We start from the raw sequence: 12492 nt of genomic DNA on the forward strand, positions 1-12492 counted from the left end.
CGAGAGAAGAGACCGATGTCGTACATTCAGGGCGAAACGGGCGATTGGGAAATCGTGATCGGGCTGGAGGTCCACGCCCAGGTCATCTCGAACGCCAAGCTGTTCTCCGGCGCCGCCACCGCCTTCGGCGCGGAGCCGAACAGCCAGGTCAGCTTCGTCGATGCCGCCTTTCCCGGCATGCTGCCCGTCATCAACGAGCGTTGCATCGAGCAGGCGGTGCGCACCGGCCTGGGGCTGAAGGCGCAGATCAACCTGCACTCGGTGTTCGACCGCAAGAACTACTTCTACGCCGACCTGCCGCAGGGCTATCAGATCAGCCAGTATCTGCAGCCCATCGTCGGCAAGGGCGAGATCGTTCTGGACCTGCCGGACGGCTCGTCTCGCACGGTCGGCGTGACGCGCCTGCACCTGGAGCAGGACGCCGGCAAGTCGCTGCACGACCAGCACCCCGCCAAGACCTACATCGACCTGAACCGGTCGGGCGTGGCGCTGATGGAGATCGTGTCGGAGCCGGACATGCGCACCGCGGAGGAGGCCGGCGCCTATGTGCGCAAGCTGCGCTCCATCCTGCGCTACCTCGGCACCTGCGACGGCAACATGGAGGAAGGCTCCATGCGCTGCGACGTCAACGTGTCGGTGCGCAAGCCGGGCGCGCCCTTCGGCACGCGCTGCGAGATCAAGAACGTCAACTCGATCCGCTTCGTCATGCAGGCGATCGAGTACGAGGCGCGCCGCCAAATCGAGATCATCGAGGAGGGCGGCAAGATCGACCAGGAGACGCGCCTGTGGGACACGACCAAGTTCGTGACCCGCTCCATGCGCTCCAAGGAGGAAGCGCACGATTACCGCTACTTCCCCGATCCCGACCTGCTGCCGCTGGAACTGGATCCGGATTGGGTCGAGGACATCAAGAAGACCCTGCCGGAACTGCCGGACGACAAGAAGGCCCGCTTCATCAGCGAGTACAAGCTGTCGCCCTATGACGCCAACGTGCTGGTGTCGGAGAAGGCCCGCGCCGACTTCTACGAGGCGGTGGCCAAGGGCCGCGACCCGAAGCTGGCCGCCAACTGGGTCACCGGCGAGCTGTTCGGCTATCTGAACAAGGCCGGCAAGGAGATCGAGGAGAGCCCCGTCTCGGCGGAAAACCTCGGTGGCCTGATCGACCTGATCGCCGACAACACCATCTCCGGCCGAATCGCCAAGGAGGTGTTCGAGGCGATGTTCGAAACCGGCGAGAAGCCGGCCGACATCGTCGAGAAGAAGGGCCTGCGCCAGGTCACCGACACCGGGGCCATCGAGTCGTCCATCGACGCCGTGCTGGCCGCCAACGCCGACAAGGTGGCCGAGTTCCGCTCGGGCAAGGACAAGCTGTTCGGCTTCTTCGTCGGTCAGGTCATGAAGGCGACCCAGGGCAAGGCGAACCCAGCCCTGGTCAATGAAATCCTGATGACCAAGCTGAAAGGCTGATTGGCGACGGTTGTGGCGCCATGTCATGGCATGGTGCGGCGTCATAACCGTTGATTTTGTTCTCCCGTCGGTTTCAATTGGGGCCGGCGGGAGGCCCAATGATTGCAAATTCGCTGACGGTGGCGCTGCTTGCGCTGTGCGCCGGTCTCCTGGCCGGATTTCTCGCCGGTTTTCTGGCGGCGCGGCGCATGGGAGCAAGGCCTTCAGAAGGGAGCCTTTCAAACGCCTCCGGCGCGACGGAGGACCGGCTGCGCGCCATCCTGGACACCGCTCCCATCGGCGTTCTCATCAACACGCGCGACGGCGACAATCTCTACCACAGCCCCAGCGCCATCACCTGTTTCAAAGTCAGCGGCGAGCAACTCCGGCGCGACGGCATGTGGCCGCTCTATCATGACCCGCGGGACCGCCGGACCGCCATCGACCGTCTCTACGCCGATGGCCTTTTCGACGGACAGGAGGTGTTGCTGCGCCGCGGCAACGGCGAAACCTGCATGGGGTCGCTGAGTTCGACGGTCATCGACTTCGAGGGGCAGCGCTGCCACATCAGCTGGTTTTACGACCTGACGGAGCAGAAGAAGGCCGACGCGGTGCGCCGCGATCTGGCCGACCGCCTGGAGATGGCGTTGGACGCCACCGGTGCGGCGGTGTGGGACACCGACATCCAGCGGGGGACCTGCTGGTGGTCCGACAGCTTTCCGCGCATGCTGGGCTACGCCGAGCCACCGGAGATGCCCGCCGACTTTTGGGAATTGCGTCTGCATCCCGACGACCGGCGGCGCGTGCTGACCACCATCGATGCCCATCTGCGGGGCGAGACGGCGGCCTACGCCTATGATTATCGGCTGTGCCGCGCCGACGGCGGCTGGATGTGGATCGCTGCTCAGGGGCGGGCGATTCGCGACGGTGCCGGGCAGGCGGTGCGCTACGTCGGCATCATGACCGACATCACCGAGCGCCGCCGGCAGGAGGAGGAGGTCCGTGCCGGCAAGGAACGGCTGCTGCGGATCCTGGAGGCCAGCCCCATCGCCGTGAACATCACGCGCCGCGATGGTCTGCTGGTGTTCTGCAACACGCAGTCGGAGATCATTCTAGGCCGGTCGCGCGACGACCTGCTGCCGATGCCCGCCGAGCGGCTGTACGCCGACCCGGCGGACCGCCAGGCCCTGATCGACCGCTTCGAACGGGAAGGCCCGTTCCGCGACGCCGAGGTGCGCTTCCGCAAGCCGGACGGAACGATCGTCTGGGTGCTGTCGAGCTGGGGCGAGATTGAGATGGACGGGGAGCCGGCGCTGCTGACTTGGCTCTACGACATCAACGACCGCAAGGCGGCGGAGGCTGCCATGGCGGCTGCCCGCGACGAGGCGGAGCGCGCTCTGGCCGACCTGCGTGCCGCCCAGGAAAGCCTGATCCAGGCGGAGGCCATGGCCTCGCTGGGCCAATTGGTCGCCGGGGTCGCGCACGAAATCAACACCCCCATCGGCATCGGCCTCACCGCCGCCAGCCACATCGCCGAACAGGCCCGCGACCTGCGCGTCCGTTTCGATTCGGGCACGTTGAAGAAGACCATCCTGGCCGAGTATCTGGACACGGTGATGGAGGCCGCCCGTCTGCTCGTTTCGAACATGAACCGGGCGGCGGCGCTGGTGCAGAGCTTCAAACAGGTGGCGGTGGACCAAACGTCCGGCGAGTGGCGGTCCTTCGATCTGCGGACCTACGTCGACGAGGTGCTGTTTTCCTTGCGGCCGCGCTTGAAACGCACGCAGGTGACGGTCGAGGTGGACTGTCCGGAGGGGCTTGAGATGGACAGCTTTCCCGGCGCGCTGAGCCAAGTGCTGACCAACCTCGTGATCAACGCGTTGATTCACGCCTATGACGAGAAGCAACGGGGGACCATCCGGATCGCGGTCCGTGCGGACGGCGGCGATCATGTCGTCATTGACTTTTCCGACGACGGGGCCGGCATCCCCGAGGATCATCTGCAAAAGGTGTTCGAACCCTTTTTCACGACCAAGCGCGGCGAGGGGGGCTCGGGGCTCGGCCTGCACATCGTGCAGAGTACGGTGACAGGCGTGCTGGGCGGTACGGTGGCGGTGCGGTCGGCGACCGGGTACGGCACGGGCTTCACCCTGCGTCTGCCTCGCCGCATCGCACGGGAGGCCGCCATGCCGACGGTGCAGGCGCCTCGGCCGGGGCCGGTGGTGCCGGTCTGATGACTGCCGACGGATCTCGCTAGGCGTGGAGATCTTGGATCTGCAAATGCTTGGGCCTGCGACCACGCCGCTTGGGCGCCTCGAATGCGGCTGTGGCCCCATTTTCGCCGCGCGCTTCCGCCTTCAGTTCCTCAACACAGCGCAATAGCAGTTCCTTTTCGCGAAGGTCCTCGCGGTCGGTGATCTCCAAGCAGCTCAGCTTGATCTCGACCAGATCGATCAGCGTTTCGGCGCAGCGGCGTGACAAGCTCATGGCGTCCCCCTGACCAAAGATTGCTATCGCGTTCTGGTGGTAAACTACCTTTGATTTTCTAAAAAGTACATAAAATTTTATACAGATTTCGTTCTTTTCTGGCTCGTTCCAAATTTTTGGCGAGTAAGCGTTGACAGGCCCCATTCGGATCGTTAGAACGCACCCACGCCAGCGGCGCCACAGAGCGTCGACCCGGTAGGAGGGGTGGCCGAGAGGCTGAAGGCGGCGGTTTGCTAAACCGTTATAGGGGCTCAAACCCCTATCGTGGGTTCGAATCCCATCCCCTCCGCCATTCCTTTCAAATCAAATACTTAGCTGGCTGATTTGGCGGTTTCCTGGGGATGCAACCCAGGAGAAACCGTTGCGCGCGCCGGTGTCGGTCGGAATGCACCCGGGACAGTGCTCCGTCACTTCCAGGTTGCCGCTAATTGTGGAGATCTGACGGTTCGGCGCCTACGCCTCCAAAACGGATTCGACCTCGGACAGGTCGCTCAGGCGGCGGGCCAGCTTGTCCGTGCACTGGATTTCCAGGATGCCGAAGCCGGCGTTGGGCGCAATCGCGTGCAGGTCGCCGGCCATGCCGTTCTGGCTGGCGAAGCGCTTGACCCGCTCCACCATGGCGTCGCGCTCGGGCCGGCCCGGACGCAGGCCGGGCAGGGGACGGGTGAACAGAATCTTGTAGCGTTTGAACATGGCGTGAGCCATGGGAGAGGCTCCCGGCCTGCGGAGTGGAGACGGACGCGCCAGGGGATGTGGCACGTCCGCCCCCACCGGTGCAAGCCCTTCAGGCCGCCATCAGTCCTTGGTCGGCTCCACATTCTCGGCGCCCTTGCGGGTGCCGCCGAAGCGGTCGGCGCCCTTGGCGTCGGGAGCATCCGGCTTCTTGTGGTTGCCGGTGTTCTGCTGGTCGTCGGTGTGCTTGACGGTCTCTTCGGTGTGGGGCTGCTTCATCGCGGGGCCTCATGCTCCGTTCGGAATGGTCACCCCATCAACCGGCCAGGCTCGCGCCCGTTCCCTCAGATCACATTCGTCTCCAACAGGGGGCGGTTCTCTACCAGACGGTCGTAGGCGAAGGCCGACAGGTTCAGGCTGCGGAAGGCGCCGGTCGCGATCAATTCCGCCAGCCCACGTCCGGCGCCCGGCGCCTGTTGCAGGCCATGGCCGCTGAAGCCGTTGCAGAACAGGAAGTTGCGAAGCTCCGGATGCGGCCCGATGACAGCGTTCTGGTCGATCTCGTTGTATTCGTAGAAGCCGGCCCAGGCGGTGGTGACCTTGATCGCCTCGAAGGCGGGGACGCGTTCGGCCAGCGCCGGCCACATCATCTCCTCGAACAGGTCGTGCTCCACCGTCAGGTCGTCGGTATCCGGGTCGCGATCGGCGGGCGGCGGGGCGCCGCAGATGAACTGCTTGCCCTCGGGCCTGAACCACACGCCGGACGGGTCGATGACCAGCGGGCAGCCGGGAAGCTCCTCGCGGCAGTCGAACACGAAGACGCAGCGCTTGCGCGCCGACACCGGCAGGTCCACCCCGGTCATGGTGGCGACGTGGCGGGCCTGCGGCCCGGCGGCGTTGACCGCCACCCCGCAGGACAGCCGCCGGCCGTCGGCCAGACGCACCGCGGTGACCTTGCCGTCGGCGGTGTCGATGCCCGCGACTTCCCCGGCAATCATGGCGACGCCCAGCGCCTTGGCCTTGCGGCGGAAGGCCTGCATCAGGCTGTAGCCGTCGAACCAGCCCTCCCCGGACAGTCCCAGCGAGCCCAGCGCGATCCCTTCCACCGACAGCCAGGGGAAGCGGGCGGCCAGCTCCTCCGGCGACAGCAGGGCGATGTCGGCGCCGCAGGAGAGCTGGATGGCGTTGTTCCGGCGCAGGATGTCCGCCCCGGCGCCGGTCGCCAGATAGAGATAGCCCGGCTCGCGCAGACCTAGATCCACCGGGTCGCCGTCCACAGACAGATGTTCTGTCGCGTTGCGGATGAAGGAGAGGCCGAACTGCGACAGGGCGATGTTCGCCGGGGTCGAGAACTGCTGACGGATCGAGCTGGCCGACAGGGCGGAGGAGGCGCGCTGGTAGGTCGGATCCCGCTCCACCACCGCCACGCTGCCGCCGAAGCCGGGGTCGCTCGCCAGGAAATAGGCCACCGCGCAGCCCATCACACCACCGCCGACGATCACGACGTCGTACCGATCCGCCATCGAACGCTCCCGAATTAACCTTGTTTATCGTTCCGGTGATCGGGCCAGAAGGCGGGGCCGCCGTCAAGAGGGCTCAATAGGGCCGGGGCTCACAGCCCGGCGATGGCGCGGGCGACGGTCATCCACTCGTCACCCGACTCGGCGTCGCGCAGAGCCAGCAGGGGCGGCCAGACGCCAAGCCGGCTGCGGCGACGCTGGGTGACGAAACGCTCGATCTCCTCCGCCGTCGGCAGGCGGTCGGCCTTGCGCTGGTTGCAGCGGCGGTGCGCCAGAACGACGTTCGGCGCCGCGTCGAGTCCGCCATAGGCCAGCGGAATCAGATGGTCGAAAGTCGCCTTAGTGCCCACCGGCTCCCTGCAATAGAAGCAGAGCCCACCCTGCAGCACGTCCATGAGGCGGTAGTCGTCGGGGCTGACGGGCATGGCGGAGGCTCCAGGAGGCTTCACACCGGCAGGCGGATCAGCACGCGCAGGCCGCCGTAGGGGCTGTCGCTGAGCGTGATGTCGCCGCCGTGGCTGCGGGCGACGTCGCGGGCGATGGTCAGCCCCAGCCCGGCGCCGCCGGTCGCCTGGTTGCGCGAGCTGTCCAGGCGGAAGAAGGGCTTGAACACGTCGTCGCGCGACGCCTGCGGGATGCCCGGTCCGTCGTCGTCCACCAGGATGTCGATGAAGCCGTCCTCCCGCTCCGCCCGCACCCAGATGCGGTCGCCGTGACGCCGGGCGTTGGACAGCAGGTTGGCGAGGCAGCGCCGCGTCGCGTTGGGGCGCAGAGGCAGGGTCAGCCCGTCCGGTGCGACCAGGGCGACCTCCGCCCCCTCGCGGCGGACGCCGGAGACCACCTCGTTCAGGATGCGGGTCAGGTCGGTCGGCTGAACGGCCTCCGTCCCCTCGCCGCGGGCGAAGGCCAGATAGCCCTCGATCATCGTCTCCATCTCGGAGACGTCGGTCAGCAGCTCCTCGACCTCCGGCCCGTCGCCCAGCATGTCTAGCGCCAGCTTCATGCGGGTCAGCGGCGTGCGCAGGTCGTGGCTGACGCCGGCCAGCATCTCCGTGCGCTGGGTGATCTGGCGGTGGATGCGCTCGCGCATGCGCAGGAAGGCGACGGCGGCCTGCCGCACCTCGGTCGCGCCCTCCGGCTTGAAGTTGCGCACGTCGCGGCCCTTGCCCAGCGCGTCCGCGGCGGCGGCCAGCCGCTTGATGGGGCGGATCTGGTTGCGCATGAAGATGATGGCGACGGTGAACAGCACCAGGGCCGAGCCGACCATCCACAGAATGAAGATGTAGCTGGTCGGGCTGAACAGGCGGCGTTCCGGCGACATCACCGACAGCACGCCGTCCGGCATCTGCACGCGGATCTCGTACCATTCGCGGGTGATCCGGGTGTTGATGGCGAAGGGCCGCCGCACCCGCTCGTGCAGCGCCTTGCTGAGCGTGTTCTCCAGCATGCCGCGCAGCTTCGGCGGGTGGTCGGGCAGGGTGCTGCCGGGCTCCAGCGTCACGATCAGGTCGGTGCTGCGCGCGGTGGCGGCCAGCGTCCAGTTGCGGCCTTCCGGGGTCGGGTCGTGCTCCAGCATGCCGATGACCATGGCGATGTCGCCAGCCACCGCGAAGGCCAGCCGGTTCGTCATGGTGTCCCAATGCCGGTCGTAGAAGATCCAGGTGGCGACCGCCTGGGCCAGGATGACCGGCGTCACGATGATCAGCAGCGAGCGGCCGAACAGCGTCCGGGGCAGGAACCGCTTCAGCAGCCCCGTCTTTTCCCGGCGCGGCATCGGCATCGGTCCGGCAGCGGTGTCGGTGGTCATTGGTCCTGGTCCTGTTCCTGGCGCTCTGGCGGCCCCGTTACGGGTCCGGCCTCAGCACATAGCCCTCGCCGCGCACCGTGTGGATGTAGCGCGGCTCCCGCGGATCGGATTCGATCTTGCGGCGCAGGCGGGTCACCTGCACGTCGATGGTGCGGGCGTTGCCGGCGACCTTGCTGCGCTCCGTCAACTCCTCACGCGAGAAGATGGTGCCGGGGGAGGCGGCGAGCACGCGCAGCAGCCCGGCCTCCGCGGTGGTCAGCCGGACCACCTCGTCGCCCGCCCGAAGCTCGTCGCGGTCGGGCAGGTAGATCATCGGGCCGAGCTTCACCGGCTGCGGTGGCACCGGGTCGGCCGGGCGGCTGGCCTGGCGGCGCAGGATCGAGTTGATGCGCAGCAGCAGCTCACGCGGGTTGAAGGGCTTGGCGAGGTAGTCGTCGGCCCCGGCCTCCAGCCCGGCGATGCGGTCGTCCGGCTCGCCCCGCGCGGTCAGCAGCAGGATGGGCAGGTCGCGCTCCCGCCGCAGCGACTCGGTCAGCTCCAGCCCGGTTTCGCCCGGCATCATGATGTCGAGCACCAGCAGGTCGAAGGCGAGCCCGGCCAGCTTGGCCCGCGCCTCCGCGGCGTCCTTCGCGGTGGTCACCAGGAAGCCGTTGCCGGCGAGGTACTTGCGCAGCAGCTCGCGCAGACGGGTGTCGTCATCGACGACCAGGATGTGGGGCTGGTCTTCTTCGGTCATGACGCGACTGTAGCGCAACCGCGCGCCGCGCACCAAGGGAAGCGGCGGCGGCCGGGCAGGGCATCAGGTCCCACATCCGGCGGCGGCATCGGCGCCCGCGGTCAGCTCCGCCAGGGTGGACAGGATGCGGTTGGGTGCTGCGGGTTTGGTCAGCACGAGACAGCCCGCGTCCTTGGCCGCGCGCACGAGGTCGGCGGACAATTCCCCGGTGAGCAGGATGGCCGGAACGTCCCGTCCCAACACCCCGCGAAGCGTCTGGATGCCGCTCAGCCCGTCGGTGCCGCCGGGCAGCCGGTAATCGCTGAGGATCGCCGAGGGCGCCTGGAGCGTTGCTTGGGCGGCGGCGAGGGCGGAATCGAAGCTGTCGGCCGCCATCACACCGGCCCCGGCCTGCTCCAGAAGCAAGGTCAGGGAGCTGCGCTGCAACGGATCGTCCTCGACCACCAGCACCCGCCGTCCGGACAGGCGTCCGAGGGACCGTTCGGCGGGGCGGTCCGGGGCGGGATCCGCTGCGGTCTCCTCCTCCGGCCGGGGACGCGCCACCGGCGCCGGGATGGCGGAGGACCGAACGCTGGGCAGAGTGACCGCGAAGACGGAACCGCGGCCGACCCGCGACCGGACCTCCAGCGGATGGCCGAGCAGGCGGGCGGTGCGCTCCGCGATGGACAGGCCGAGGCCGGCGCCGCGCGAGCCGTCGCGGGCGGGGTTGCCGATCTGGTAGAACTCCTCCCAGATCGTGCCCAGCTCGGCGCTGGCGATGCCCTGGCCGCTGTCCCAGACCTCCACCCGCAGGGCGTCGCCGCGCCGCCGCGCCCCGACGACCACCCCGCCGCGCGCCGTGTATTTGACGGCGTTGGACAGCAGGTTGCGCAGGATTGGCTGAAGCCGCGCCGGATCGCTGCGCACCCAGGCTTTGGTGGGCATCACGGTCAGCCGCAGGCCCTTGCCCTCGGCCTCCGCTCGCAATTCGGCGGCCAGTTGCTCCAGCAGCGGGGCGAGCGGAAAGACGCCGACCTCCACCGGCACCACGCCGGCCTCCAGCCGCGACAGGGTCAGCAGATCGTCGAGCAGCCGCTGCCCGGCCTGGAGCGACGCCGAGGCCATGGCGCCCAATTGCTTGAGCGTCGGGTTCGGCGCCTCCTTCAACAGCAGCTCATGAAAGGCGGCCAGACCTTGCAAGGGTTGGCGCAGGTCATGGCTGACGGTCGCCAGCACCTTCATCTTGGCGAGGCTGGCCATTTCCGCGCTGCGCAGGGCCTTCTCCAGCTCCGCCGTCCGCTGGCGGACGCGGTCGTCGAGGCTCTGGTTGGCGCGCAGAAGCTCCGCCCGGACCGCTTCCTCCCGCCGGGCGCCGGCCAGAGCGAAAACGAACAGCACCGCCGCGCCGGTCAGGATGCCGCCGCTGACCGCGGTGGTCCACAGGGCGCGTTCCCGCCAGGGGGCCAACACCTCGGCCAGAGGGCGGCTCGCCACCACCACGATCGGGAAACCGGTCAGCATCCGCGCGGCGGTGATCTGCCTCCCCTCCACGATCGCCGGGCTTTCCGGCGGGTCCCAGGGCTGGGGCCAGGCGGTGGAGGGCGGAGCGACGGCGCTGTCCGGCGGCCATTCGGCCAGCTTCTCCTTGCCGCTGGTGAACAGGGCCAGCCGAGCGCCCTCGCCCCAGCCGGCCTCCCCGTACATTTGCGAGAAATAGGTGTTCTGGATGCCCGCCACCGCGATGGCCTGCAGACCTCCCTCGTCGTCGCGCAGGGCGCGGCTGATGGTGAAGCGCCCTTGGTTGACGCCGGCGCCGTCGGGCAGGTGGGACCCGACATGAAGACCCGGCGGCGGTCCCCGCGTGGTGTCCAGATGAGCCTTGGCATAGTCCCGCTCCGACAGGTCGCGGGGCGGTGGCGGGTGTTCCGCGCTGTCCAGAAGCAGCCGGCCCTGCGCATCGAGCGCCCAGACGCCGCCGATCTGCGGCAGTCGTTCGGCGCGGGCGCGCATCGCCGCCTGGATGCGCTGTCCTTCGGCGGAGTCGCGGCGGTCCCACCGCTCCAACTCTGCCAGCAGCATGCGCAGTTGGGCATCCCCCGATTCGATGGCGCGGCTGGCGTGTTCGTCGAGGAGGTGAGCGGTCGCGGCGAACTCGCGGCGGGCCTGTTCCAGCGTGGCGTGGCGGTCGCGCGACACCGAAAGGGCGGACACGCCGACGCACAAGGCGGCAAAGGTCAGGAAAGCGGCCACAAGATGGGCACGCTGCATGCCGCCGGCTCCTTCCAGGAAAGCTAAGACAAAAGAATCAGGGCGCCAAAACTATGGGCTAAGCAACAAGCCCGGGACAACTCCGCCGAAGGGCAGGGCCGACTCCGACGAACGAGGCAAGAGTCGTGAGTCGGAACAAGTGTCCGGGCTTTGGCCGAGGGGTTCGGGTTGCATTGCGGCCTTTCGATCCCCACGTGAGAAGAGTCGAATTTCTTTGGGTCTACGGTCCGCTTGCAGATCGCTGCGTCTGGTCCTTCCCCTCGGTGATTTGATGTGAACCCGTGGCATGAGCGCCATGGGAAACCTCGTTCAAGGAACTACCAGATGGCTACTGGAACCGTGAAATGGTTCAACACCACCAAGGGCTACGGCTTCATCCAGCCGGATGACGGGACGGCCGACGTGTTCGTCCACATCTCCGCCGTTGAGCGGTCGGGCATCAATATTCATGAAGGCCAGAAGCTGTCCTACGAACTCCAGCGCGACCCCAAGAAGGGCAAGAGCGCCGCGGCCAACCTGAAAGAGGCGTAATTTTCAGCTCCGATTTCTGTCGGGGCCGCTCATTCAGGGGCCGATTGCCCCCAATCCTGTAACAGCCGCTTCACAAAAGAAACGCATGCTCCATGGACCGCCGGGACCGCCCGGATGGTGCCATGGGGCACGATGACGATCACAGGAGGCATGCATGGCATCCGATAACCGCAGCGCGGATCGGAATGATCTCGACTCCATGACCCGCGAGTTTCTTGCGAAGGGGGGTAAAATCGTTCAGTGCCCGCCGGGGTCTTCGGACAGCGTGGTGTATAAGCGCACGTCCTTCCGCCGCCGTGGCGCCGCGAACGCCGCGGGCAAGGACGGGGCGGAGGGCGTCGCCGGCACCCCGCCGGCGGATGCGGCTTCCACCGCCGCCGCTGAGACGACCCCGGCCGCCGCCGAGACGACCCCGGCCAAGGATGCCTGATCGAGGGCTTGCCTGAGACCGGTCTTCCGGCCCGGTTCCTACCGCTTCACGGCGGCGAGCCGGGCCGGCACCGGGGGCGCGAACTTCACCCGGTCCTCCTCGTCCATCATGCCCAGCATCACCTTGCGGAAGCCCTCGACGGCCTCCGCCCCGGCCATGCGGTAGGCGCGGGCGATCCGCTGCCGTTGCGTTTCGGACAGCTGGCGTTCCAACTCCACGCCCTTTTCCGTCAGTTCCAGCAGACGTTGCCGCCGGTCCCGCACGCCTGTCTGCTGCTGGATGAATTCCTGCCGGACCAGTTCCCCCAGCACGCGCGACAGGCTCTGCTTGGTGATCTTCAGGATCGCCAGAAGCTCCGACACGGTGATCTTCGGATAGCGCCCGACGAAATAGATGACGCGGTGGTGCGCCCGGCCGAAGCCGATCTGCGCCAGGATCTCGTCCGGCTCCGCGGTGAATTCCCGATAGGCGTAGAACAGCAGCTCCATGCCCGTGCGAAGTTCCTCTTCGCGCAGGAAAAGCTGGTTCACGCCCGCTTTTATGTCAGCCATGTTGACGTGATCGGTGCGATTCGTTACAAATGGGTCAATAAGCCAGACATAAACGAACAAAGGCC

At 67.5% G+C, this 12492-nt stretch carries 13 protein-coding genes and 1 tRNA gene; 5 read left to right on the forward strand and 9 right to left on the reverse strand.

Features of this window, described 5'->3' with window-relative positions; genetic code table 11:
• Positions 1 to 15: 15 nt before the first annotated feature.
• Complete coding sequence (gene gatB, locus DS837_RS13700) at positions 16 to 1467, forward strand: Asp-tRNA(Asn)/Glu-tRNA(Gln) amidotransferase subunit GatB (RefSeq protein WP_149165262.1); 1452 nt, start codon at positions 16 to 18, stop codon at positions 1465 to 1467.
• A gap of 98 nt (positions 1468 to 1565) precedes the next feature.
• On the forward strand, positions 1566 to 3680 hold the full coding sequence (locus DS837_RS13705; RefSeq protein ID WP_149165263.1) for a PAS domain S-box protein: 2115 nt from the start codon (positions 1566 to 1568) through the stop codon (positions 3678 to 3680).
• Between the two features lie 19 nt (positions 3681 to 3699).
• Here the strand turns inward: DS837_RS13705 and DS837_RS13710 are convergent, their stop codons facing one another.
• Positions 3700 to 3933 (reverse strand): hypothetical protein, encoded by a 234-nt coding sequence (locus DS837_RS13710; RefSeq protein ID WP_149165264.1) that lies wholly within the window; start codon positions 3931 to 3933, stop codon positions 3700 to 3702.
• 198 nt (positions 3934 to 4131) lie between these two features.
• Here DS837_RS13710 and DS837_RS13715 point away from each other — a divergent pair.
• A tRNA-Ser gene (locus DS837_RS13715) sits at positions 4132 to 4225 on the forward strand.
• A 161-nt stretch (positions 4226 to 4386) separates the two neighbouring features.
• Here DS837_RS13715 and DS837_RS13720 read toward each other — a convergent pair.
• The 7 genes from DS837_RS13720 to DS837_RS13745 all read right to left on the reverse strand — a co-directional run bounded on the left by DS837_RS13720 (position 4387) and on the right by DS837_RS13745 (position 10915).
• Positions 4387 to 4638 carry a hypothetical protein gene (locus tag DS837_RS13720; RefSeq protein WP_149165265.1) on the reverse strand — a complete coding sequence of 84 codons (252 nt, stop codon included), beginning with the start codon at positions 4636 to 4638 and terminating at the stop codon, positions 4387 to 4389.
• Positions 4639 to 4728: 90 nt separating this feature from the next.
• Complete coding sequence (locus DS837_RS32070; protein WP_014197509.1) at positions 4729 to 4884, reverse strand: hypothetical protein; 156 nt, start codon at positions 4882 to 4884, stop codon at positions 4729 to 4731.
• A gap of 65 nt (positions 4885 to 4949) precedes the next feature.
• Positions 4950 to 6128 carry an NAD(P)/FAD-dependent oxidoreductase gene (locus DS837_RS13725; RefSeq protein WP_149165266.1) on the reverse strand — a complete coding sequence of 393 codons (1179 nt, stop codon included), beginning with the start codon at positions 6126 to 6128 and terminating at the stop codon, positions 4950 to 4952.
• 89 nt (positions 6129 to 6217) lie between these two features.
• On the reverse strand, positions 6218 to 6550 hold the full coding sequence (locus DS837_RS13730; RefSeq protein WP_149165267.1) for an HNH endonuclease: 333 nt from the start codon (positions 6548 to 6550) through the stop codon (positions 6218 to 6220).
• Positions 6551 to 6570: 20 nt separating this feature from the next.
• Positions 6571 to 7932: an ATP-binding protein gene (locus DS837_RS13735; protein ID WP_211102219.1), complete on the reverse strand. Its 1362-nt coding sequence runs from the start codon at positions 7930 to 7932 to the stop codon at positions 6571 to 6573.
• A gap of 37 nt (positions 7933 to 7969) precedes the next feature.
• Positions 7970 to 8668 carry a response regulator gene (locus tag DS837_RS13740; RefSeq protein WP_149165268.1) on the reverse strand — a complete coding sequence of 233 codons (699 nt, stop codon included), beginning with the start codon at positions 8666 to 8668 and terminating at the stop codon, positions 7970 to 7972.
• A 63-nt stretch (positions 8669 to 8731) separates the two neighbouring features.
• On the reverse strand, positions 8732 to 10915 hold the full coding sequence (locus tag DS837_RS13745; RefSeq protein WP_149165269.1) for a hybrid sensor histidine kinase/response regulator: 2184 nt from the start codon (positions 10913 to 10915) through the stop codon (positions 8732 to 8734).
• 324 nt (positions 10916 to 11239) lie between these two features.
• Between DS837_RS13745 and DS837_RS13750 the strand changes: the two genes are divergently transcribed.
• A complete protein-coding gene (locus tag DS837_RS13750) occupies positions 11240 to 11446 on the forward strand; it encodes a cold-shock protein (RefSeq protein ID WP_014197503.1) in 207 nt (68 codons plus the stop codon).
• 268 nt (positions 11447 to 11714) lie between these two features.
• Entirely contained in the window at positions 11715 to 11876 is a 162-nt protein-coding gene (locus DS837_RS32710; RefSeq protein WP_247889925.1) for a hypothetical protein, read from the forward strand.
• A gap of 38 nt (positions 11877 to 11914) precedes the next feature.
• Here the strand turns inward: DS837_RS32710 and DS837_RS13760 are convergent, their stop codons facing one another.
• Positions 11915 to 12427 (reverse strand): MarR family winged helix-turn-helix transcriptional regulator, encoded by a 513-nt coding sequence (locus DS837_RS13760; RefSeq protein ID WP_035676767.1) that lies wholly within the window; start codon positions 12425 to 12427, stop codon positions 11915 to 11917.
• Positions 12428 to 12492 lie beyond the last annotated feature (65 nt).

Origin of the sequence: Azospirillum brasilense (assembly GCF_008365405.1) — a bacterium.
GTDB classification, from domain to species: domain Bacteria; phylum Pseudomonadota; class Alphaproteobacteria; order Azospirillales; family Azospirillaceae; genus Azospirillum; species Azospirillum brasilense_D.

Coding starts and splice junctions, on each gene's coding strand:
- DS837_RS13760 (WP_035676767.1), bottom strand. CDS start 12,427: ATGGCTGACATAAAAGCGGGCGTGAACCAGCTTTTCCTGCGCGAAGAG.
- DS837_RS13745 (WP_149165269.1), bottom strand. CDS start 10,915: ATGCAGCGTGCCCATCTTGTGGCCGCTTTCCTGACCTTTGCCGCCTTG.
- DS837_RS13725 (WP_149165266.1), bottom strand. CDS start 6,128: ATGGCGGATCGGTACGACGTCGTGATCGTCGGCGGTGGTGTGATGGGC.
- DS837_RS13735 (WP_211102219.1), bottom strand. CDS start 7,932: ATGACCACCGACACCGCTGCCGGACCGATGCCGATGCCGCGCCGGGAA.
- DS837_RS13705 (WP_149165263.1), top strand. CDS start 1,566: ATGATTGCAAATTCGCTGACGGTGGCGCTGCTTGCGCTGTGCGCCGGT.
- DS837_RS13730 (WP_149165267.1), bottom strand. CDS start 6,550: ATGCCCGTCAGCCCCGACGACTACCGCCTCATGGACGTGCTGCAGGGT.
- DS837_RS13740 (WP_149165268.1), bottom strand. CDS start 8,668: ATGACCGAAGAAGACCAGCCCCACATCCTGGTCGTCGATGACGACACC.
- DS837_RS13750 (WP_014197503.1), top strand. CDS start 11,240: ATGGCTACTGGAACCGTGAAATGGTTCAACACCACCAAGGGCTACGGC.
- gatB (WP_149165262.1), top strand. CDS start 16: ATGTCGTACATTCAGGGCGAAACGGGCGATTGGGAAATCGTGATCGGG.
- DS837_RS13710 (WP_149165264.1), bottom strand. CDS start 3,933: ATGAGCTTGTCACGCCGCTGCGCCGAAACGCTGATCGATCTGGTCGAG.
- DS837_RS32070 (WP_014197509.1), bottom strand. CDS start 4,884: ATGAAGCAGCCCCACACCGAAGAGACCGTCAAGCACACCGACGACCAG.
- DS837_RS13720 (WP_149165265.1), bottom strand. CDS start 4,638: ATGGCTCACGCCATGTTCAAACGCTACAAGATTCTGTTCACCCGTCCC.